Origin of the sequence: Streptomyces sp. CNQ085 (genome assembly GCF_022614595.1) — a bacterium.
GTDB lineage: Bacteria > Actinomycetota > Actinomycetes > Streptomycetales > Streptomycetaceae > Streptomyces.
In genome coordinates, this window is the sequence record NZ_JAJFAU010000015.1 from 21,458 (window position 1) to 43,117 (window position 21,660).

The following is a 21,660-nucleotide window of genomic DNA, read 5'->3' on the forward strand; positions in this document are numbered from 1 at the left end:
CCCCGTGCAGCTACCAAGAGAGAACACCATGCCTGAGCCCCTGACGCTGGACACCTTCCGTGCGGATCTGGCGGAGTTCCTGCACCAGCAACCGGACGAAGTCGACCTGGACGAAAACCCCCTGGACGCGGGCCTGGACTCGCTGCGCATCACCACCCTCGCCGAGCACTGGCGGAGCGCCGGTGCGGAGGTGAGCTTCGTCGAGCTCGCCGAGCGCACCTCCTTCGGCGCGTGGTGGCAACTGCTGTCCGAACGCCAGGCGGGAGCGGCTCATGCCGACGCCTGACCCGCGCGCCGAGCGCCACCCGCTCCTCGCCTCGCAGGAGGGCATCTGGACCGGCCACCACCTCGATCCGGACAGCCCCGCCTACAACACCGCCGAATACGTGCACATCCACGGCCCGGTGGACCCCACCGTCTTCGAGAAGGCGCTGCGCCACGCCGTGGCGGAGGCCGAGGCCCTGAACGTCCGCTTCCTCACCGATGAGACGGGCCGGCCCTGGCAGGTGAGCGTTCCCGGCATCGAGTGGGAACCGCACATCGCCGACCTGACCACCGCAGCGGATCCGCACCAGGCCGCCCTCGCATGGATGGCCCAGGACATCGCCCGCCCCCTCGACCTCGCGCGCGACCCGGTCTTCGGCCATGCCCTGCTGCGTACGGCCCCCGACGAGTTCCTCTGGTACCACCGCGTCCACCACATCGCACTCGACGGATTCGGCCTGTCCCTGGTCGCGCGCCGCGTGGCACAGCTGTACACGGCCCTGGTGGAGGACGCCCCGCTGGGCGAGAGCGGCTTCGGCACCCTGGAGTCGGTCCGGCAGGAGGAGGCCGCCTACCACGCCTCGGAGCGCTTCACCAAGAACCGCGCCTACTGGACCCAGCGCTTCGCGGACCGCCCGCCGGTCCCCAGCCTCGCCGCCGAACAGGCACTTCCCGCCCGCACCTTCCTGCGCCGCGTCATCGACCTGGATCCCGACGAGACAAAGCAGCTGCGCGCCGTCGCCGACGACTTGTCGGTGACGTGGTCCGATCTCCTGCTCGCCGTCACCGCCGCCTACATCCATCAAGTCAGCGGCGCCCCCGAGGTCGTGCTGAGCCTTCCGGCCATGGGCCGCCTCGGATCGGTGTCCCTGCGCGTGCCCTGCATGGTGCGCAACATCCTGCCCCTCCGCGTCGCCGTGGGCGAGCAGGACGGCCTGCGGGACCTGGCCACCAGAGTGGCCGCGGAGCTCCGGGCCGGCCGGCCGCACCAGCGGTACCGCTACGAACAGCTGCGGCGTGACCTGAAGTTGGTCGGCGGCAAGCGACGGCTGTCCGGGCCGGGCGTGAACATCATGCCCTTCGAGTACGACCTCCGGTTCGCAGGCCACCGCAGCACGGTCCACAACGTCTCCGCAGGACCCGTCGACGACCTCGCAGTCAACGTGTACGACCGCGCCGAGGGCGCGGGCCTGCGCATCGCCGTCGACGCCAACCCGGACCTCTACGACGAGGCAGACCTGGCCACGCACCAGCGGGGACTGCTGGCGCTGCTGCGCGAGGCCCTGGCCGCACCGGACCGTGCGATCGGCCGGCGCCCGTGCACCGTCCTGGACGGCGGCCCGCTGCCCGGCCCGGCCCGGCCGGTGCTGAGCCTCATCGCCGACCATGCCGTCCGGCGCGGTGGCGCCCCCGCCGTCGAGCACGACGGGCGGACCATCACCTACGCGGAGTTGTCCGGCTCCGCGCGACAGCTCGCGCGACGGCTCGCCGCCCGAGGTGTGGGCCCCGGTGCGGTCGTGGCCGTCGCCCTGCCGCGCGGCATCGACGCCGTCACCGCCATACTCGCCGTCCTGCTCTCGGACGCCGCGTACTGCCCACTCGACCCCGATGCCCCGGAAACGAGGACGCAAGCGCTCCTGGACAGCGCCCAGCCCTCGCTCATCCTCACCCAGAGCGCACACGCCGCTCGCTTCGCAGGTCGGCCCGTCCTTCTGCTGGACACCCCCGGCGACGACATCGAGGCACCGATTGCCCAGGTCGGAACGGCGGACGATCTGGCCTACCTCATCTACACCTCGGGATCCACCGGCCGACCCAAGGGCGTGGAGATCAGCCATGGCGCGCTGGCCACCTTCGTCGCTGGTGCCGCGCACCGCTACGGCCTGCGCCGCGAGGACCGCGTCCTGCAGTTCGCGCCCCTGCACTTCGACGCCAGTGTCGAGGAGGTTTTCCTCACCCTGTGCACGGGCGCCACCCTCGTCGTGCGCACTCGCGAGATGACCGAGTCGGTGCCCCAGTTCCTGCGCGCGGTCGACCAGCTGCGGATCAGCGTGCTGGACCTGCCCACGGCCTACTGGCACGAACTGGCCTACACGATCTCCACCGGTACCGCTCCGCTGCCCGACGGGGTGCGGACCGTCATCATCGGCGGAGAGGCCGCCCTGCCCGAACGCGTCGACCGCTGGCGGAACACGGTCGGCACATCGGTCCAGCTGTTCAACACATACGGCCCGACCGAGGCGACGGTCGTGGTCACAGTCGCCGCGCTCCACGAAGCCTCTGCGGACCCGGGCGACGTGCCGATCGGAGTCCCGCTGCCCGGCATGCGCACAGCCATTGTCGGCGGCGAACTCTACCTCCTCGGCGACGCGCTGGCCCTGGGCTATCGCGGCGCGGACGCGCCGGACGACGCCCGGTTCGCACCGCTCCCACAACTGCCCGGCCATCCAAGGGCCTTCCGCACCGGCGACCTGGTCCGCCTCAGCGACGACGGACAACTGCGGTTCCTCGGACGGGCGGACGACGAATTCAAGATCAGCGGACATCGTGTCCATCCCTCCGAGGTCGAGGCCACTCTTCTCGCCCAGCCGCGCGTGCGCGAAGCCGCCGTCGTCGGGCAGGTCCTGCCGGACGGGACACGGCGGCTGGCCGCCCATGTCGTCGCGGAGGATCCCCGGCCCACCGCCGCCGAGGTGCGGGAGGGGCTACGGAAGGTCCTACCGGCGGCGATGGTCCCGTCGGCCGTGGAATTCACCGACCGGCTGCCCCGCACCAGCACGGGGAAGATCGACAGGAACGCCCTCGGCACGGTCATAAAAGAGCCGGCCGCCCCAGCGGAGGAAGTGGGCGGCCTGGAGGCGACCATCACCCGCGTCTGGGCCCAGATCTTGGGCGTTGAGCGAATGACACCCGAGGACGACTTCTTCGACCTCGGCGCCCAGTCACTCCAGGCGATCCAGGTCGCCAACCGGCTCGGCGTCGAGCTGGAGCGGGAGGTCCGCGTCGCCTGGCTCTTCGAGCATCCGACAGCCGCCGGCCTCGCACACCGCCTGGAGCACCGCGGCGATGCCCCGGCTGCCGCGTCCGCGTTGCCCGAGACCGTCTTGGCCGACTCCGTCCTGGCCGACGACATCCGGCCCGGCGCCTCGCCCCGTACGACCGGGACACCACGCACCATTCTGCTCACCGGCGCCACCGGCTTCGTCGGCCCCCATCTGCTCGCCGAACTGCTCACCGCCACCGACGCCGAGATCGTCTGCCCGGTCCGGGCCGCGACCCCCGCCGAGGCCGCCGACCGCATCCGCCAGGCCCTGGCCGCTCAGGAGATTCCGCTGCCGGCGGGCGCCGAACGGATCACCGCCGTCCCCGCCGACCTCGCCCGCCCAGACCTGGGGCTCGGCGCGGACAGGCTCGCCGAACTGGCCGAGACCTGCGACGCCATCATCCACAACGCGGCGACGGTCAGCATCATGCGCGACTACGCCAGCCTGCGTGCCGCCAACACCGAATCCACCCGTCAGCTACTGCGCATGGCCTCCGCACGCTCGATCCCGGTCCACCTGGTATCGACCCTGTCCGTCGCCCCGCCTCGCAGCCAGAGCCCGGAAGTGCCCGAAACGTTCTTCCCACCGCATCCAGGGCTGGTCAACGGCTACCAGCAGTCCAAGTGGGCGTCCGAACGCCTCCTGGAACAGGCCGCCGAACGCGGTCTTCCCGTCACCCTGCACCGTCTGGGTCGCGTGACGGGAGCACCGGACACCGGCCAGGTGAACCGGCGGGACTTCCTGTGGAGCGTTCTGGCCTCCGGCATCCCGGCCGGCATCGTGCCCGAGCTGTTCGATGCCGAGGTGTGGACCACGGCGGACTACGTCGCCCGTGCCGTCGTACGGCTGTCCCTGACTGCCGCCCCCGGCACGGTCTTCAACCACGCCCCCCTTGCCCCCGTACGACTGGCCGACGTGTACGACTGGGTGCAGGAGTACGGGTACACCGTCAAGCAGTTCCCGCTGGCGCAGTGGCGCCGGGAACTGCCCCGCTCGGCCGACGTGGCGGCGACGACCGGGGCGTTCTTCGATTCCCTCACCGACGACGAGGAGTCCGAGCCGGAGCTCGCGCTGGGCCGCGTCCGAGCGGACAACGTGCTGCGGGGGCTCGAAGACACGGGCATCACCTGCCCGGAGGCCGATCGGGCACTGGTGTTCCGGTATCTGGACTACTGCGTGAAAAACGGAATCCTGCCGCCACCCGGAGGACGGAAGGACTGACCTCCTGGGAACTCAGGCCCACCCCGCACCGACTACCTGAGAGAAGTCCTTCCCGCCCCAAGGAGATCGTGTGCAGACGAAACGGCCCGCTGCCGTGGCCCTGGCCGGCGCCCTGTGCCTGGCCGTCACGGCATGCGGGGCCCCGTCGTCCCCGGCGGCCAAGGCCGCCGCGGACGTGAGCGCCCCCGGATATCCGGTCACCCTCAAGAACTGCGGACAGACCACCACGTACACCAAGGCACCTAGCCGGGTGGTCGTGATGAACGGTGCCTCCGTCGCGGAGGTTTCCTCGCTGCTGGCGCTGGGGCTCGGTGACCGCATCGTGGCGAACGAGCAATCGTACGGCCGTTCCGAGGTCCCGGGCCGGGCCGCGGCCATCAAGAAGCTGCCCACCGGCGACGTCAAGCTCAACGACGCCTACGACATCCCCCGCGAGGCCATGCTGGGCCTGAGCCCGGACCTCGTGCTGTCCACCACGTCGTACGGCTTCGACGCGAAGAACGGCTTCGCGACCCGTGACGACCTCAAAGCGGTCAGCGCCAACACCTATGTCTCCCCACAGGGTTGTGACCAGGACACCTCCCGCATGACCATCGACGACAGCTATCAACTGCTGCGCGATCTGGGGAAGATCTTCAACGTCAGCGACCGCGCCGAAAAGCTCATCACCGAGTCGCGCAAGCGGATCAGTGATGTGTCGGCCAAGGTGAAGGGCGAGAAGAAGCCCAACGTCATGGTGGTCTTCTCCAACATGAGTATGGGCGGCAATGACTTCAGCTCCGTCGCGGCCCACGGCATCTGGAACGACATCCTGGCCAAGGCGGGCGGCAGCAACGCCTTCTCCTCCACGTCCAAGACCACCTTCGCCGACCTGAGCAAGGAGAAGGTCGCCGCCGAGCAGGTGGATGCCCTCGTGGTGATCAGTTACAACGACCCGAACCCCGAGGCGTACGCCCGCAAACTGCTCAAGGAGTTCCCCCAGTGGCCGGCCGCGAAGAACAAGCGCTCCCTCGTGCTGTCCGACTCGATCTACCTCGGGCCCAGCAACGACCTGGCCGTGGAGAAGATCGCCGAGATGCTTCACCCGAGCGACGTCTGACGCGACCCGGCCGAGCTAAACGGCTGAACCCCGTGCTGGTGCTGGTGGTGCTGCTGGCCGTGCTCGTGGGCGCCATGATCGTGGCGATCAGCATCGGCGCGGTGACCGTGCCGGTGGGCGAGGTGTGGCGGATCATCTGGCGCCACATGACCGGCGGCGGGACGGTCACGGACCCCGCCATGGACCAGATCGTCTGGAACTTCCGCACGCCGCGGGTCGTGCTGGCCGCGCTGGTCGGCGCAGGACTGGCCGTCGCCGGCGTGGTCCTGCAGGCCGTCGTCGCCAACCCTCTCGCCGACCCGTACGTCCTCGGCGTTTCCTCCGGTGCGTCGCTCGGGGCCGTGCTCGTCATCACGCTCACCAGCGGCGCGCTCGGCGGGCTCGGCGTGTCCTCGGCGGCCTTCCTCGGTGCCGCCGCGGCGGCTGCCCTGGTCTTCCTCCTCGGCCAGAAACAAGGACGCCTCGCACCGACCCGCCTGGTCCTGTCCGGGGTGGCCGTGGGCTACTTGTTCCTCGCGGCCACCAGCTACCTGCAACTGCGCGCCACCCCGACCGAACTGCGCACGGTGATGTTCTGGATGCTGGGCAGCGTCGCCGGCGCGCAGTGGGGGCAGCTTCCCGTCGTCACCACGGTCGTCCTCACCACCACCGTGGTCCTGGCCCTCTTCGGCCGCCGGCTCAACGCGCTTCTCGTCGGCGACGAGTCCGCCACCGCCCTCGGCGTCGACGTACACCGGCTGCGCGCCGTCCTGCTGGCGCTGTCCTCCCTGGTGACCGGCACGGTCATCGCCGTCGCCGGCGGGATCGGCTTCGTCGGCCTGATGATCCCCCACCTGGTGCGTCTCACCACCGGTGCCGATCACCGCAGACTGCTGCCCCAGGCCGCCCTGGTCGGCGCCATCTACCTGGTCGTCGTCGACCTGCTCTCCCGCACCGTCAACCGCCCCAACGAACTGCCCCTCGGTATCCTCACCGCCCTGTTCGGGGCACCCTTCTTCCTGTGGCTACTGCGCCGCAACAAGAGCCTGGACACCGTATGAAGCTCACCGTCGAACAGATCCACGTCGAACTCGGCCGCCGCCCGATCCTCCACGACGTGCACCTGGAGGCCCAGCCCGGCGACATCGTCGGCCTCATCGGCCCCAACGGCAGCGGCAAGTCCACACTGCTGCGCACCGTCTACCGCTCCCTGCGCCCCCACCGCGGCGTGGTGCGGGTGGACGGCGACGACGTATGGGCCCTGTCCGCACGCAGCGCCGCCCGCCGCACCGCCGCCGTCCTCCAGGACGCCAGCAGCAGCCCGACCGGCATGTGCGTCACCGAGGTCGTCGCCCTCGGCCGCACCCCGCACCACGGACTCATCGGCCGCGACAGCCCCGAGGACCACGAGGCGGTAGACGAGGCCCTCGACCTGTGCAGAATCCGGCACATGGCCGAACGCGACGTCACCAGCCTGTCCGGAGGCGAACGCCAGCGCGTGCTGCTCGCGCGCGCGCTCGCTCAGCAACCCCGGCTCCTCGTCCTCGACGAACTCACCAACCACCTCGACATCCGCGCCCGCTTCGAAGTCCTCGACCTCATCCGGGCAACCGGCATCACGACCCTCGCCGTCCTGCACGACCTCGACCTGGCCGCCCGCCTTTGCGACCACCTCGTGGCGCTCCACGCGGGCCAAGTGGTGGCCGCGGGCCAGGTCCTGGACGTGTTGACACCCGATCTGCTGCGCGAGGTGTTCGGCATCGCCGCGACCGCCGCCCGCCACGCCGACGGCGTCGTACGCATCACCTACGCAGCCCAGCCCCTCGCCCTGGAGCGGCTATCGGAGGCCAAAGTCAGCTGACGGGACGGTCGTACTGCGTCCCCTGGCGGACCTCGGCCGCCGCCTCCGCGCTCTCCAGCCGCTCCACCAGGTGGAAGGCCATGTCGATACCGGCGGACACTCCCGCACTGGTGACGATGTCGCCGTCGTCGACGTACCGTTCGGTGGCGCGGACGTCGATCGTGTTGTCGATGTCCGCCAGTTTCCCGGCAAAGTCGCGGTGCGTGGTCGCGGAGCGCCCCTTCAGCAGCCCGGCCGCCGCCAGCACGAGCGAACCGGTGCACACGCTCGCCAGCAGCACCCCTTGATCGTGCAGTTTCCTGAGCCAGTCATGGTGTGCGCTGTCCTTCTTCAGCACACGCGTGCCGTCACCGCCGGGGTGGATCAGCACGTCGAAGGCGGGGGCCGCGGCAAGGTCGTGATCCACACCCAGGCGAAGTCCCTTGGCGCAGCGCACCCACCCCTCCTCCCGACCGACCGTGACCAAGCGGACAGGAGCCGTGGCAACGTGCGCGGCCCAGAAACCGAGAACCTCCCACGGGCCCACGACATCGAGTTCCTCGGCGTCCTCGAACACGAAGACACCGACGGTCAGAGAAGACCCCATACCGATGAGCTCACCAACTCTCCCTGTGAGGCCGACTAGTTCGGGCCCCACCTTGTCACGAGAACCGGCGCCGGTACTCGAGAGGCGCTACCTGAAGAACCCGAAGGAATGACTTGCGCATCGTGGCCTCGGTGCCGAAACCGATCTCGCGCGCGATCAATTCGGCGCTCTGCGGGGTCTCGATCAGCAGGCGGGAGGCGACGGCCACCCGGGCGCGCTCCACGTACTGCCGTGCCGTCATGCCGATCTCAGCGCGGAACTGGCGGCTGAGATGACGCTCGGACAGGCCGGCGTGAAGGGAGAGGGATCGCAGAGTCCAGTCCGCCCCCGGATCCGCCTGAACCTGCCGCTGCAGCTGGCGTAAGGCGAGGCTCCGCGCCTCGCGGACCTGCGCGTCGGCGAACTGAGCCTGACCGCCTGGCTTTCTGAGATAGGTCACGAGAAACTGGGCTGTCTGCTGGGCCACATCACGCCCAAGATCCTCCTCCAGCAAGGACAGCGCCATCTCAATGGCGGAAATGCCGCCTCCCGCGGTGGTGACATGGTCGTCCTTCACCACCGTGTCAGCGCCCGGGCCGCCTCCGCTTCGAGCGCAGGAACCGCGTCCGCGTTCGGCACGATCAACGTGCCGACATCGCTGATGTCCGCAACACCGCAGTCCGGCACCACCGTCAAGCCACTCGACGTGCGGACCGCGGCGCCGTCGTGCGAGGCCGTCCGGACGTCGTACCGGAGGCTCGCCGAGGTCACCTCGCCGGTGAGGCTCGGTGCCTACCCCGTCAGGGCACGCACCAAGCCTCCCAGTCAGGCCGCCGCGGCTGCCAGGACGGCTACCGCCGAGTGGGGCGGCCGGATGGCCGGCAGCGGGTCGCCGCGGTCTGTACAGGGCTGCTCCGACTCGGCGAGCAGTTCCAGCAGCATCGAGCGGGCCCGGGCCACGCGGGAACGGATCGTCCCGACTGGGCAGTCGGTGACATCGGCCGCTTCCGTGTACGACAGGCCGAGCAACTGGGTGAGGATGAACGCCTCGCGGCGCTCGTCCGGCAGCCTGGCCAGCAGGTCAAGGAGCGCAATGCCCTCCTCGAACCCCGGCACGTCGACCGGCTGGGTCTGTTCAGCAGCCAGCCGCCAGTCATGACGCTCGGCCAGGCGGGGCCGCGCGGCGGCACGCCGGAAATCATCGATCACAGCCCGACGCGCGATCGACAACAGCCAGGCCCGGGCCGAGGAGCGCCCCTCGAACCGGTGCAGACTGCCCAGCGCCCGTACGAACGTCTCCTGAGTCAGGTCGTCCGCCGACTGCGGGTCCGCGCTCAGGTGCGCGACGTAGCGCAGCACGTCGCAGTGCAGGGACCGGATGAACCGCTCGACGGCCTCGGCGTCGCCGCCTCGGGCCGCCAGGGCCCATCCGGTGATCAGTTGGTCGACTTCTTGGGTGTTGTCGTGCTTCTTACGTTTCTTGCGGCGCCCACGTAATGCGGGCAGGGTAGGAGAAAGCACCTGGTGTCCTTCGCGAATCACGCATGGAACGGCGGCACGCAGACACGCCGGTTCCAGCAACAAGGGGACGGCGACCGTGCGCGGGCACGGCCGCGAACCGAGGCGAGGTGTCGACGACACCCGAAAGCGACCTCGGGAAACCTGCTGTTCTAGACGACAGCGGTCCTCAAAGGCGGTCCTCTGGTGGTGATCGCGTGAACGAGATGAAGACGGTGCGGCGCCCAGCGCGAACGGGTCCGCCGCACAAGACGGCGCGGGCGACGCGGCAGCGCAGGCAGGATGCGCACCAGCCGCAACGGCGCGGCCAGCCACCCGGCCACGGCACGCAGCAGACGGTACGCGACGCGCTCGCCGTACCCCAGCCACAGGCCGCACAGCACGGCGGCCACCAGGTGAGCCCCCGACATGCCGAGCGACGGCATACCGCTCACCGGCCAGTGCCCCGGGCTGACCTCAGCGCCTGCGCACATGTGAGCCGAGTGGCTCATGCCCATATGCATCTGCATGGAGTGCGCGTGCAGGCCACTCATATCCATAGAGCTCATGTCCATGGAACCCATGTCGTGCCCCATGGAGCCCATCGGCATCGCGCCCATTCCACCGCCGGCCGAGCCTGAGGCGGTCGGCCCCACCGCCGACTGCGCGAGCGAGAATCCCCAGTGGAGCACCGTCTGGCCCCCGACCACGAGCGTCACGATCAGCGTCAGCCCGCGTTCCCGGCCGGTCAACACCCAGCAGGCACCGCCCGTTGCCGCAAAACCGGCCAGCAGCGCCCACCAGGGCACAGCGCAGCCCGACATCATGATGTGCCCCACGGCGGCGAGCAGCACGCACACGGCCGCGAACACTGCGGCCCGTACCGTACGCGCACACCACCCGGTATCCATGACAGGCTTCATCCTTGCACTCGAAGTGCGGTCGTTACGGATCAGTACGCGAATTCACCGGGTGCCTCACTCAAAGAGACCGGTGTGATTCAGCACTTGGCCAAGCCGGGGAACTCATCGCACCTTCGAGCCGACTCTCTAAAAAGAGCTACACCTCCTGGGTAGTGTCGCAAAGGTCATGGCACGACCCTCCCGTTACCCGCTTGAGCTGCGCCGTCGCGCGGTGCGCATGGTCGCCGAAGTCCGCGATGACTGGGTCTGTGAAACGTTTGGCTCTGTCGGGGATCTTGGAGCGGTCGAGGTCAACTGCCCAGTTTTCGCCAGGGCTTCGACCGGGGGATGCCGTGTCCGTGCGCAAACTCGTTGATGGCGCCCTCGGCCCCGGAGCGGGCCGCGTAGCGGGTTTTCCAGTCGGGGGTCCGCTGCTCGGCGCGGACGCGGAGTTGCAGGTCGCGGAGTTCTCGCGGGGGCGGCGGCGCCTACGCGCCCGCGAGGGTGGCGACCATGACCGCCTTGATGGTGTGCATGCGGTTCTCCGCCTCGTCGAAGACGACCGAGTGCTCCGACTCGAACACCTCGTCCGTCACCTCCAGCGACTCCAGTCCGTAACGCTGGTGGATCTCCCGGCCCACGGCCGTGCCCAGGTCGTGGAAGGCGGGCAGGCAGTGCAGGAAGCGGACGCGCGGGTTACCGGTGGCGCGCAGGATGTCCATGGTGACGGCGTACGGCCGCAGCAGCCCGATGCGCTCCTCCCAGACCTCTTTGGGCTCGCCCATCGACACCCACACGTCGGTGGCGACGAAGTCCGCGCCGGCCACGCCCTCCTCGACCTTCTCGGTGAGGGTGACGCGCGCGCCGGTGGTCTGCGCCAGGGAGCGGGCCGCGGCCACCACGGACTCCTCCGGCCACAGGCCGCGCGGCGCCGCGATGCGCACGTCCATGCCGAGCAGGGCGCCGGTGACCAGATAGGAGTTACCCATGTTGTTGCGGGCGTCGCCCAGGTAGGCGTAGGCGGTCTCCGTCAGCGGCTTGTCGCAGTGCTCGGTCATGGTGAGCACGTCGGCGAGCATCTGGGTGGGGTGCCAGTCGTCGGTGAGCCCGTTGTAGACGGGGACGCCGGCGTGGGCGGCCAGTTCCTCCACCGCCTCCTGGCTGCTGCCCCGGTACTCGATCGCGTCGTACATCCGCCCCAGCACCCGGGCGGTGTCGCGCACCGACTCCTTGTGGCCGATCTGGGAGCCCGAGGGGTCGAGGTAGGTGGTGTGGGCGCCCTGCTGGGCGGCGGCGGCCTCGAAGGCGCAGCGGGTGCGGGTGGAGGTCTTCTCGAAGATCAGCGCGATGCCGCGCCCGCGCAGCCGCCGCTCCTCGGCGCCCGCGCGCCGGGCCGCCTTCAGCTCGGCGGCCAGCTCGACCAGGTGGCGGAACTCCTCGGGGGTGAAGTCCAGCTCCTTGAGGAAGTGGCGGCCCGTGAGATCGATCGCCATGGGGGCTCCTAGGACTGTCTCGTCGGCTACGGCGGGAAAGCCGGAAGTCTATACGAATAAACGTATCTCTATGCAGAGAGGGTGTCCCGCTTCCGTTCCGTTCCGCTCCCGCCTACACCGCGTCGCGCTCGACCGGGCAGCTCATGCAGCGCGGCCCGCCCCTGCCCCGGCCCAGCTCGCTGCCGGGGATGGTGATGACCTCGATGCCGCACTTGCGCAGATGCGTGTTGGTGGTGACGTTGCGCTCATAGGCGATGACCACCCCCGGCTCGACGGCCAGCACGTTGCAGCCGTCGTCCCACTGCTCGCGCTCGGCGGCGTGCACGTCCTGGGTGGCGGTCAGCACCCGGACGCCGTCCAGGCCCAGGGCCTCGGCGATGGCGCGGTGCATGTGCTCGGGCGGGTGGTCGGTGACCTTCAGCTCCGACTCGGCCGCGCCGGGCTCGATGGTGTAGGAGCGGAGCATGCCCAGGCCCGCGTACTGGGTGAAGGTGTCGCCGTCGACCATCGTCATCACCGTGTCCAGGTGCATCAGGGCGCGCGTCTTGGGCATGTCCAGTGCCACGATGGTGCGGGCCGAGCCCGCCGCGAACAGACCGCGGGCGAGCATCTCCACCGCCTGCGGGGTGGTGCGCTCGCTCATCCCGATGAGCACCGCGCCGTTGCCGATGACCAGCACGTCCCCGCCCTCGATGGTGGAGGGGTAGGCGCCCTGGCCCTCGGACCAGATGTGGAAGCCCTCCCCGCCGGCCGTGCCGGAGGCGGGAGCACCCGAGCCCGGAGCGAACAGCGGGTGGTGGTGGTAGATCGCCTCGAAGTGGATCGTCTCGCGCTGCCGGGCCGGCCAGCGCATGGCGTTGATGGACACCCCGTCGTAGATCCATGCGGAGGTGTCGCGGGTGAACAGGTGGTTGGGCAGCGGGGCGACCAGGAAGTCGTCCAGGTCCATCACGTGGAAGCGCACCGAGACCGGCTCGGGGTGCCGCTCCAGGTACTCCCGCTTGGTCATCCCGCCCACCAGCGCCTCGGCCAGCTCCACCCCGGACATCTCGTCGAAGACGGCCCGCAGGTGGTCGGCGGCCAGCGGTCCGTACTCCTTCTCGTGGAAGGTGCGGTCCAGGACGAACGCGCGGGCCGCGGGGACCTCCAGCGACTCCGCCAGCAGGTCGCCGAACAGGTGGACCTCCACGCCCCGGTCGCGCAGGACGTCGGCGAAACCGTCGTGCTCCTGGCGGGCCCGCCGCACCCACAGCACGTCGTCGAAGAGCAGGTCGTCCCGGTTGGTCGGGGTGAGCCGTTTCAGCTCCAGGTCGGGGCGGTGCAGGATGACGCGGCGCAGCCGCCCGGTCTCGGAGTCGACGTGGAGTCCCATACCACCATCCTCACCCCGAGCCGGGCGGCTACACCCCGGGACACCGAGCCGGGTGCGCCGCCGCGCCCTCTGCCCCGGTCGGGGTGTTTGTGCAGCGGGAACCCGAGGTCGGTGGCGGGCCGCTCGGCGCTGCCGGTGGTGGTCATCGTCAGGAACGCCTGAGCGAGTATGGTCCGTTCGGGCGGGCCGCCCCAGCGGTTTTCCACCAGTGCGGGGCGCTGGTACGACTATCCTTCCGGCCCTGGTCCAGGTCCCGGTTCTGTCCCCCGCCCCGCTTCCCGGTCCGCACCCGCTCCGAGTTCCGCGGCCAGGGCGGCGATCTCCGCCGGGCCCACCCGGCAGCAGCCGCCGACCAGCCGGGCGCCGTCGCGCACCCAGATGCGGGCGGCGGCGGGGTCGAAGACGGTTCCGCCCGTCCAGGCGCCACGCCCCGCGTCCCAGCCCTCGCCGCTGTTGGGGTAGACGACCACCGGCTTGCCCGTGGCCCGCGCCGCCAGGCGTACGGCGGGCGTGGCGTCGCGCGGGTCGCAGCAGTTGACGCCGACCGCGATCACCTGGTCGTTGCCGGCGGCGACGGCGAAGGCGTCCGCCAGCGGCTGTCCGGCGCGGGTACGCGGCCCGGCCACGGTGTACGACAGCCACACCGGCACCCCGCAGCCGGCCGCCGCGCGAAGCAGGGCCTCGGCCTCGTCGGCGTCGGGCACCGTCTCCAGGGCCAGGGCGTCCGGGGCGGCCGAAGCCAGCGCCTCGATCCGGGGCCGGTGGAAACGCTCCAGCCCGGCGACCGTCAGGCCGTACCGGCCGCGGTACTCGCCGCCGTCGGCGAGCACCGCGCCGTACGGGCCGACCGAGGCGGCCACCCACACCGGCCCGCCGGTTTCGCCCGCCGCGGCCCGGGCCAGGGCCACGCTGCGGCGCAGCAGGGCGTCGGTCTCCGCACCGTCCAGCCCGCGCCGGGCGAAGCCGGGGTGGGAGGCCTGGTAGCTGCCGGTGATGAGCACCCGCGCCCCCGCCCGCGCGTAGACGGTGTGGGCCGCCTCCACCTGGGCGGGGTCGTCGGCGAGCAGCCGGGCCGACCACAGCTCGTCGGACAGGTCGCAGCCCTGTGCCCGGAGCTGGTTGGACAGCCCGCCGTCGAGGACGAGGGGGCCGCGCGCCAGGGCCTCCGCGAGCGGGAGCGCGGGGACGGACGCGGATGTGGACGCGGGCGGCGGCGCGGGTGGTGTGCTCACGCCGGGCTCACCCCAGCCGGCTCTGCACCTGGGAGGAGATCAGCTCCAGGTGGTCCAGATCGTGCAGGTCCAGGATCTGCAGATAGATCCGGGAGGAGCCCGCCTCGGCGTAGCGGCCGATCTTGTCGACCACCTCGGCAGGGGAGCCGGCCAGTCCGTTCTCCCTCAGCTCCGCCACCTCGCGGCCGATGGCCGCCGCGCGCCGCGCCACCTCGGCGTCGTCCCGGCCCACGCAGGCGACCAGGGCGTTGGAGTAGACCAGGTCGTCCCCGGCGCGGCCGTGCTCCTCGGCGGCGGCCCGCACCCGGCCGAACTGCCGCGCACTGTCCTCGACGGAGACGAAGGGGACGTTGAACTCGTCGGCGAAGCGCGCGGCCAGTGCCGGGGTGCGCTTGGCCCCCATGCCTCCGACGAGTACGGGGACCCTGTCCTGTGCGGGCTTGGGCAGCGCGGGCGACTCGGCGAGCCGGTAGTGGGCGCCGTCGTAGGAGAACGTCTTGCCCGGCTCGGTGGCCCACAGTCCGGTGACGATCTCCAACTGCTCCTGGAGCCGGGAGAACTTCTCCTTGGGGAAGGGAATGCCGTAGGCCGTGTGCTCGGCCTCGAACCACCCGGCGCCCAGGCCGAGTTCGACGCGCCCGCCCGACATGGCGTCGACCTGCGCCACCTGGACGGCCAGGACGCCCGGCAGCCGGAAGGTGGCCGCGGTCATCAGGGTGCCCAGCCGGATGCGCCTGGTCTCCCGGGCGAGACCGGCCAGGGTGATCCAGGCGTCCGTCGGGCCGGGCAGCCCGTCGACATCACCCATCTTCAGGTAGTGGTCGGAACGGAAGAAGGCGTCGAAACCCAGGTCCTCGGTGGCCCTGGCGACCGCGAGGAGGGTGTCGTAGGAGGCGCCCTGCTGGGGTTCGGTGAAGATGCGCAGATCCATGTCCTCCATCCTGCACCGTCACCGCGCCTCCTCCCTCACCGGCGCGGCCCGGCGGAAGGGCCGGGGTATGAGGGCGAGCCGCCTGAGGATCGCCGTCACCCTGTCGCCGCACTCGTCGGCCGCGTCGATGCCCTCGATGCACCTCCAGTAGAGCCCTTCCTCCTCCGCGTCGACCGCCACTCGCACCAGCGCGCCGCCGGCCTCCCCCAGCAGGTCGCCCAGGTCGTGCAGGGCCGAGAGGGGGTCGCTCATCTCCGTCAGACGGGCGGCGCGCGCCCCGTCGGACCGCTGCCCCGGGCCGCGCAGCGAACCGCAGGCGCGTCCGCCGGCCTCCCGCAGTCCACCGGCCTGGGCCCGCACCTCGGGCGGGCCCGCCGTGGCCAGGTGGACTCCTACCGCCTCCGCGAGCGCCTGTGCCTGCCACGCCTCGGTAACGACGTCAGCCGCTTCCTCACTGTGTGCGAGCGCTCGCCGCGTGATCTCAATGAGTGGTACCGCATCCATCCACCTTTTCCCTCCACAATCATTCGCTACCCAGCGTGATACCCAAGGCCGCGTCTGGCTAGGGTGTTTGGGAAAACTGTGGAAAAAATCGACACGGTGGAGAACCTATTCACTCCGAAGGGTGACGATTGGCCTTTCCACGCTCACCGCCGGGGCCGTCCGTCTCATCGGCGCCCCCATCGGCCCTTCGATCACTCTCCGCAACAGGAAAGCGCTGTTCGTTCCGCTCGATCTTCGCCTCCAGCGCGGCCAGCACGTCGATCCCCAGCGCCTCGCAGAACTGCAGCAGGTAGGCGAGGACGTCGGCCACCTCGTCCGCGACCCGCCCCGCCGTACCCGGATCCTCCATCACCCGCGCCGACTCCTCGGGGGTGAGCCACTGGAAGATCTCGGCCAGTTCGGCCGTCTCCACTCCCAGAGCCGTCACCAGGTTCTTCGGTGTGTGGTACGGCTCCCACCGGCGTGCCGCCGCGAACTCGGCGAGTCTGCGCTGAAGTTCGCCCGCCCGCCCCTCGGGCCGCCCGTACGGCGCCGGGCGGCGCCCCGTCCCCCCGCTCCCCGCGGCGTCCTCGCCGTCCCCGTCTCTTCCCTGCACCTGTCCGCCGTTCATCCGCCCAGGTCTACCACCCGGGCCCCGGCCGCCTCCCCCACCGCCCCGCCGGCGGCCGTCCCGTCGCAGACCGTCCCCAGCAGCCGCAGGTGGCCGCGCTCGCACATCCGCGCCGCCAGTCCGGTCAGTTCCCGCCGCTGCCGTGCGTCCATGCCCCGGTCGAACCCGTCGGCCAGCACCACCAGCGCATGCCGGGAGTCGGGCGCCTGCCGCTCCGGGCCGGCCCGGAGCACCCCGGGGCCGGCCAGCAGGACCAGCGCGAGCGCCAGGTAGCGCAGTTCCCCGTCCCCGAGCCGGTCCAGCGGGGTCGGCTCCAGCCCGTCGCCGTGCTCCACCAGCGCCCCGACCAGCCGCGTGCGCCCCCGTACCGCCACCGGTCCGGCCGCCGGCTCGGCCACCGGTTCGGCCACCGGTTCGGTCGGCAGTCCGGCCACCGGGCGGCCGAATCCGGGGCGTACGGCGTCCAGCAGCGCCGCGTACCGCGTCCGGCACTCGGCGCGGAGGCGGCCCAGCACCGCCGCGAGGTTGTCGCAGCCACCCCGCAGCAACGCGTCCACGGAGGCCACCGGTTCACGCATGGCCTCCGGCCGCGGATCGCAGACGAAGGCCGAGCGCAGCGCCGGCACCACCTGCTCGGCCGCGGCCAGCACCTGCCGCTGCCCCTCGGTGGCGCCCGCCACCCGCAGTGGCAGCAGGACGGTGGCGAGCCGGTCGTCCGGCAGCGGGGCGCGGGCCACCTGGCCCACGCCCCCGGTGCGCCACTCGGCCCGCATCACCCGCCGTGCCGGGTCCCGCAGCGCCGTCACCAGCAGGGTGCGGCCGTCCGCACCGGTCAGCCGCTCACCCGTGACACGCAGCTCGGGCTCGGCCTGGACGGCGAGGTCGAGGCGCACCGGGCCGGCCGGACCGTCCACCGTGCACCCCAGCCGGAAACCGCGCCCGCCCTGCCCGTCCGGAGGCGTGCCGCGCGGAACACAGGCCGCCGGCCCGCCGTGCGCACCGCCGAAGACCTCGCCCACGCTCTCCCCTCCGGCCAGCCGCGCCAGCGCCTCGTACGCCTCCAGCACCGTGGACTTGCCGCTGCCGCTGGCCCCGGTGAGCAGGGTCAGCGGCTCCAGCGGCAGCCGCATCCCGCGGTGTGCGCGAAACGCGGAGAGCCTCAGTTCGGTGACGACCGGCCGCCGCCCGGCCCTGTTGTCGACCATGGCCCGGACGCTATCGGCGCCCCCTTCAGCCGAACCGTTACGGCCGCCCCGCGTTCCCCCGATCGAGGGGTTCTTCCGGTACCGGGCTGACGGGGCGGCGGACTCCGCGGAACCGCGGGCTCACGGGGCGGCTGCGCCGACGGGACGGGCGCTCAGCACGTACGTGCCGGTGTGGTCGGCGACGGCGAGGTGGAACGGCGTTCCCCGGGCGAGCAGTTCGGACGCGGCCCGCTGCCGCTCCTCGTCCTCGTACCACCGGCGCAGTTCCGCGGGCGCGTCGGCCGCCCCGGCGGGCCCCTCCGGCAGGGGGACGAGGGCTCCGCCCGGTGCCCAGCGGGCCGTGAACGGATCGGGGTCGAGCCCGTCGGCGATCCGGCGGGCCTGCTCCCGTAGCCAGTCCAGCACCCGGCGGCGGTCGGCCGCCTCGCAGGCGCCCAGTTGCACGGCGACCGTGCCGTCGCCCACCGCTCCCACGGCGACGGCCTCGGCCCGGTAGGCCGGGGGCGGGTGGCCGTTCCCGCCGCCGGGACGGTCCCGGTCGCGAAAGCGGCCCGGCGTCCGGGCGGGGGCGCGTACGAACAGGCGCGCGCCGCGCCATGAGAAGTCCCCCGAGGTCTCGGGGCGGCAGCCGGTGCGGGGAAGGAGTCCGGAAGCGTTGATCACGTCTTCCACCGTGGCTTCCGCCGGCGGCGGGGACAAGCCGTCGGGCACGTCCGCCGGGCTGGTGTACGCGCCCGCGGGCGGTGCTGTACGCGCCGTCCGCCGCCGCTCGGGTCCGGGCCCGGGCCCGGCTGCATGTCCGGGGCCGGGCCCGGGGCCGGGCCCCGGTGCGCCCCACCGCACCGGACGGGGACGCGGGTGCGTACACGCTACGAATGCGGGCGTTCCCGTGGCGGAGCGCGCGGCGAGCCCCTACCGTACGCGCATGCGCCACCCCGCTGAGTTGTACTACGCGTCCAGTCTGCCGTCCGACGAGGTACGGGCACTGCTCCGCCGCGACCAGCTTCTCCTGCGGACCTGCCAGGCCGCGCTGGGCCGCGTCGGCGAGGAGGTCCTGGGCCTGTCGGTGGAACCGCGCCCCGGCGAGGTCGTCATCCACGCGGCGGTGGCCAGGGAGACGCCCGAGGTGGCCGAGGACCTGTGCGACATCGCCTCCGAGCTGGAGCTCCTGCTGATGGGCGGGCCCGACGACCGCTCCGACATCACCGTCCAGGTCCACGTCGGGCCGCCCTGCCCCACCGACTGGCCCGGCTACGGACACGCGGTGGTCCACCTGGCCAAGACCGGGGAGCCGTGGGAGGCGGAGGACGCCTGACGGCGGCAGGCACGGGGAGGTGCCGCCGCGCACGGCTCGCGCGCACGGCGGCACCCGCCTGGCCGCCGTCCCCGGCGGCCCCGCCCCCCGTCGTCAGCGCGCGGCCGGAGCCGGGCCGACCAGCTTCTCCAGGACGTCCTCCATGGTGACGAAGCCCAGCAGCTCACCGCGGTCGCCGGTGACGGCGGCCAGGTGGGTGCCGCGGGCGCGCATGGAGGTGAGGACATCGTCCAGCGGGGTGCCGGCCCCGATGCGTACGACGGTGCGCAGCGCCTCGCGCGGGAAGGGCCGGTCGCGGTGCACAACGCCGATGGCGTCCTTGACGTGCAGGTATCCGAGTACGGCACCGCCCGGACCGGTGACCGGCAGCCGGGAGAAGCCGACCGTGGTGGCGGTCCGTTCCAGCTGGTCGGGGGTGACGGTGTGGCCGACGGTGTGCATCTCGGCCAGGGGCACCAGCACCTCGGACGCCGGGCGGCTGCCCAGCTCCAGGGCCTCGCGCAGCCGCTCGTGGCCGCCCGGTTCGATCAGTCCGGCCTCGCTGGCCTCCCGCGCCATGCGGGTGAGTTCGGCGTCGGTGAAGATCGAGGCGACCTCGTCCTTCGGCTCGACCCTGAGCAGGCGCAGCAGGGCGTTGGCGAAGGCGTTGATACCGAAGATCACCGGACGCAGGGCCCGGGTGAGGGCGACCAGCGGCGGCCCGAGCAGCAGCGCGGTGGGCACGGGCGCGGCCAGGGCGATGTTCTTGGGCACCATCTCGCCGATGAGCATGTGCAGATAGGTGGCCAGGGCCAGCGCGATGACGAAGGCGATCGGGTGGACCAGGGCACCGGGGACTCCGACGGCCTCGAAGGGCGGCTCCAGCAGGTGGGCGATCGCCGGTTCGGCGACCGCGCCCAGCACCAGGGAGGAGGCGGTGATGCCCAGCTGGGCGGTGGCCATCATCGCCGACAGGTGCTCCAGGCCCCACAGGGTGGTGCGGGCCCGCCTGGCGCCCTTCTCGGCGTGTGGCTCGATCTGGCTGCGGCGCACCGAGATCAGGGCGAACTCGGCACCGACGAAGAAGGCGTTGACCAGGATCATCAGGGCGCCGATGGCCAGTTGCAGAGCGGTCATCGGGCGTCCTCCCGGTGGGAGCGGCCGGCCGCCGAGGCGGAGACGGTCCGCGCGGGTGCGGTGATCCGTACGCGGTCGGCGCGGTGGTGGTCGACGTCGAGGACGCGCAGCTCCCAGCCGGCGGTCTCGACGGTGTCGCCGGGTGCGGGGATGCGTTCCAGGCGCGCGGCGATCAGGCCGGCGGCGGTCTCGTAGGGCCCCTCGGGCGCGGCCAGTCCGATCGCGGCCAGCACGTCCAGGCGGGCGCCGCCGTCGGCCTCCCAGCGCGCCCGTCCGTCGGGGGCGGGGGCGGTGGGACGCAGGTCGGGCTCCTCCAGCGGGTCGTGCTCGTCGCGAACCTCGCCGACGACCTCCTCGACGATGTCCTCCACGGAGGCGACCCCGGCGGTGCCGCCGTACTCGTCGATGACGACGGCGACGGTGCGGCGGGCGCGCAGGCGCTCCAGCAGCCGGTCCACCGGCAGGGTCTCGGGGACCATCAGCGGCTCGCCGAGCAGCTCGGTGACGGGGGTGGCGGAGCGCCTGTCCGCCGGGAGGGCCAGGACGTCGCGGATGTGGACGGTGCCGATCACCTCGTCCAGGGTGTCGCGGTAGACGGGGAAGACCGACAGACCGGTGGCCAGGGTCAGGTTCTCGGCGTCGGCGGCGGTGGCGTGCGCCTCCAGCGCGCGGACATCCACGCGCGGCGTCATCACGTTCTCCGCGCTCAGCTCGCTCAGGTGGAGGGTACGGACGAACAGTTCGGCGGAGTCCTCCTCGATCGCGCCCTCCTTGGCGGAGCGGCGGGCCAGGGAGACCAGTTCGTCCGGGCTGCGGGCGGAGGCCAGCTCCTCGGTGGGCTCCAGGCCGAAGCGGCGCACGAAGCGGTTCGCGGTGCCGTTCAGATGGCGGATGAAGGGGCCGAAGAGGGCAGTGAAGCCGCGCTGCGGGCCGGCGACGACGCGGGCGACGGCCAGCGGGCTGGAGATGGCCCAGTTCTTGGGCACCAGCTCGCCGACCACCATCAGCACCACCGTGGAGACGGCCACGCCCAGCACGGTGGCCGCCGAGGAGGCGGCGGAGCCCAGTCCGGCGTCGCGCAGCGGCCCGCGCAGCAGCGCGGCCAGGGACGGCTCGGCGAGCATGCCGATGACCAGCGAGGTGACGGTGATGCCGAGCTGGGCGCCGGAGAGCTGGAGGGTGAGCTGCCGGACGGCTCTGAGCGCGCCCTCGGCCCCGCGCTCCCCCCGGCGGGCGGCGCGGTCCAGTTCGCCGCGCTCGACGGTGGTCAGGGAGAACTCGGCGGCCACGAAGACCGCGCAGGCCAGGACGAGGGCCAGGGCCGCCAGCAGGAGCAGGACTTCGATCACCGTGCCACCTCCGCTCCCGGAATCGTCGCGGAGCGGCCGCGGGTGGCACGGCTGGTACTGGGAGGTTCGCCCATGGCGGGTGTGTCTCTCCTTCTGCGTCG

At 71.9% G+C, this 21,660-nt stretch carries 21 protein-coding genes; 6 read left to right on the forward strand and 15 right to left on the reverse strand.

The features are described from left to right. Positions 1–28: 28 nt before the first annotated feature. The 5 genes from LJ221_RS05070 to LJ221_RS05090 all read left to right on the forward strand — a co-directional run bounded on the left by LJ221_RS05070 (position 29) and on the right by LJ221_RS05090 (position 7,468). Positions 29–286 (forward strand): phosphopantetheine-binding protein, encoded by a 258-nt coding sequence (locus LJ221_RS05070; RefSeq protein WP_241714100.1) that lies wholly within the window; start codon positions 29–31, stop codon positions 284–286. Further along, entirely contained in the window at positions 273–4,529 is a 4,257-nt protein-coding gene (locus LJ221_RS05075) for an amino acid adenylation domain-containing protein (protein ID WP_241714101.1), read from the forward strand. The genes LJ221_RS05070 and LJ221_RS05075 overlap by 14 nt, the downstream gene beginning before the upstream one ends. Positions 4,530–4,599: 70 nt before the next feature. Beyond that, complete coding sequence (locus LJ221_RS05080; protein WP_241714102.1) at positions 4,600–5,628, forward strand: ABC transporter substrate-binding protein; 1,029 nt, start codon at positions 4,600–4,602, stop codon at positions 5,626–5,628. 74 nt (positions 5,629–5,702) lie between these two features. Then, the gene (locus LJ221_RS05085; RefSeq protein WP_241714145.1) at positions 5,703–6,668 is read left to right on the forward strand and encodes an iron ABC transporter permease; all 966 of its coding nucleotides are present in this window, start codon (positions 5,703–5,705) and stop codon (positions 6,666–6,668) included. Further along, positions 6,665–7,468: an ABC transporter ATP-binding protein gene (locus tag LJ221_RS05090; RefSeq protein ID WP_241714103.1), complete on the forward strand. Its 804-nt coding sequence runs from the start codon at positions 6,665–6,667 to the stop codon at positions 7,466–7,468. The genes LJ221_RS05085 and LJ221_RS05090 overlap by 4 nt, the downstream gene beginning before the upstream one ends. Here the strand turns inward: LJ221_RS05090 and LJ221_RS05095 are convergent. The 13 genes from LJ221_RS05095 to LJ221_RS05150 all read right to left on the reverse strand — a co-directional run bounded on the left by LJ221_RS05095 (position 7,461) and on the right by LJ221_RS05150 (position 18,442). Beyond that, entirely contained in the window at positions 7,461–8,054 is a 594-nt protein-coding gene (locus tag LJ221_RS05095; RefSeq protein ID WP_241714104.1) for a DJ-1/PfpI family protein, read from the reverse strand. The two genes, LJ221_RS05090 and LJ221_RS05095, sit on opposite strands and share 8 nt — an antisense overlap. A gap of 55 nt (positions 8,055–8,109) precedes the next feature. Then, a complete protein-coding gene (locus LJ221_RS05100; RefSeq protein WP_241714105.1) occupies positions 8,110–8,613 on the reverse strand; it encodes a GlxA family transcriptional regulator in 504 nt (167 codons plus the stop codon). Positions 8,614–8,858: 245 nt separating this feature from the next. Continuing rightward, a complete protein-coding gene (locus tag LJ221_RS05105; protein WP_374228381.1) occupies positions 8,859–9,554 on the reverse strand; it encodes a sigma-70 family RNA polymerase sigma factor in 696 nt (231 codons plus the stop codon). A 149-nt stretch (positions 9,555–9,703) separates the two neighbouring features. Then, entirely contained in the window at positions 9,704–10,402 is a 699-nt protein-coding gene (locus tag LJ221_RS05110; RefSeq protein ID WP_374228382.1) for a hypothetical protein, read from the reverse strand. A 518-nt stretch (positions 10,403–10,920) separates the two neighbouring features. Further along, positions 10,921–11,925 carry an ornithine carbamoyltransferase gene (argF, locus tag LJ221_RS05115; RefSeq protein ID WP_241714107.1) on the reverse strand — a complete coding sequence of 335 codons (1,005 nt, stop codon included), beginning with the start codon at positions 11,923–11,925 and terminating at the stop codon, positions 10,921–10,923. Between the two features lie 112 nt (positions 11,926–12,037). After that, positions 12,038–13,297, reverse strand: coding sequence for an arginine deiminase (locus LJ221_RS05120; RefSeq protein WP_241714109.1), 1,260 nt, complete (start codon positions 13,295–13,297; stop codon positions 12,038–12,040). After that, positions 13,225–13,443 carry a hypothetical protein gene (locus tag LJ221_RS23890; RefSeq protein WP_374228383.1) on the reverse strand — a complete coding sequence of 73 codons (219 nt, stop codon included), beginning with the start codon at positions 13,441–13,443 and terminating at the stop codon, positions 13,225–13,227. The genes LJ221_RS05120 and LJ221_RS23890 overlap by 73 nt, the downstream gene beginning before the upstream one ends. Positions 13,444–13,524: 81 nt before the next feature. Further along, the gene (mmuM, locus tag LJ221_RS05125) at positions 13,525–14,529 is read right to left on the reverse strand and encodes a homocysteine S-methyltransferase (RefSeq protein WP_241714111.1); all 1,005 of its coding nucleotides are present in this window, start codon (positions 14,527–14,529) and stop codon (positions 13,525–13,527) included. 7 nt (positions 14,530–14,536) lie between these two features. Continuing rightward, positions 14,537–15,460 carry an LLM class F420-dependent oxidoreductase gene (locus LJ221_RS05130; protein ID WP_241714113.1) on the reverse strand — a complete coding sequence of 308 codons (924 nt, stop codon included), beginning with the start codon at positions 15,458–15,460 and terminating at the stop codon, positions 14,537–14,539. An 18-nt stretch (positions 15,461–15,478) separates the two neighbouring features. Next, positions 15,479–15,964, reverse strand: coding sequence for a DUF6099 family protein (locus LJ221_RS05135; protein WP_241714115.1), 486 nt, complete (start codon positions 15,962–15,964; stop codon positions 15,479–15,481). Between the two features lie 109 nt (positions 15,965–16,073). Next, a complete protein-coding gene (locus LJ221_RS05140; protein ID WP_374228384.1) occupies positions 16,074–16,559 on the reverse strand; it encodes a nucleotide pyrophosphohydrolase in 486 nt (161 codons plus the stop codon). 11 nt (positions 16,560–16,570) lie between these two features. Beyond that, positions 16,571–17,779: an ATP-binding protein gene (locus tag LJ221_RS05145; protein ID WP_241714119.1), complete on the reverse strand. Its 1,209-nt coding sequence runs from the start codon at positions 17,777–17,779 to the stop codon at positions 16,571–16,573. 120 nt (positions 17,780–17,899) lie between these two features. Continuing rightward, a complete protein-coding gene (locus tag LJ221_RS05150) occupies positions 17,900–18,442 on the reverse strand; it encodes a hypothetical protein (protein WP_241714121.1) in 543 nt (180 codons plus the stop codon). A gap of 262 nt (positions 18,443–18,704) precedes the next feature. Between LJ221_RS05150 and LJ221_RS05155 the strand changes: the two genes are divergently transcribed. Further along, on the forward strand, positions 18,705–19,094 hold the full coding sequence (locus LJ221_RS05155; RefSeq protein ID WP_241714122.1) for a hypothetical protein: 390 nt from the start codon (positions 18,705–18,707) through the stop codon (positions 19,092–19,094). A gap of 93 nt (positions 19,095–19,187) precedes the next feature. Here the strand turns inward: LJ221_RS05155 and LJ221_RS05160 are convergent, their stop codons facing one another. Next, positions 19,188–20,210 carry a hemolysin family protein gene (locus LJ221_RS05160; protein WP_241714124.1) on the reverse strand — a complete coding sequence of 341 codons (1,023 nt, stop codon included), beginning with the start codon at positions 20,208–20,210 and terminating at the stop codon, positions 19,188–19,190. Next, positions 20,207–21,559 (reverse strand): hemolysin family protein, encoded by a 1,353-nt coding sequence (locus LJ221_RS05165; RefSeq protein WP_241714127.1) that lies wholly within the window; start codon positions 21,557–21,559, stop codon positions 20,207–20,209. The genes LJ221_RS05160 and LJ221_RS05165 overlap by 4 nt, the downstream gene beginning before the upstream one ends. Positions 21,560–21,660: the final 101 nt, after the last annotated feature.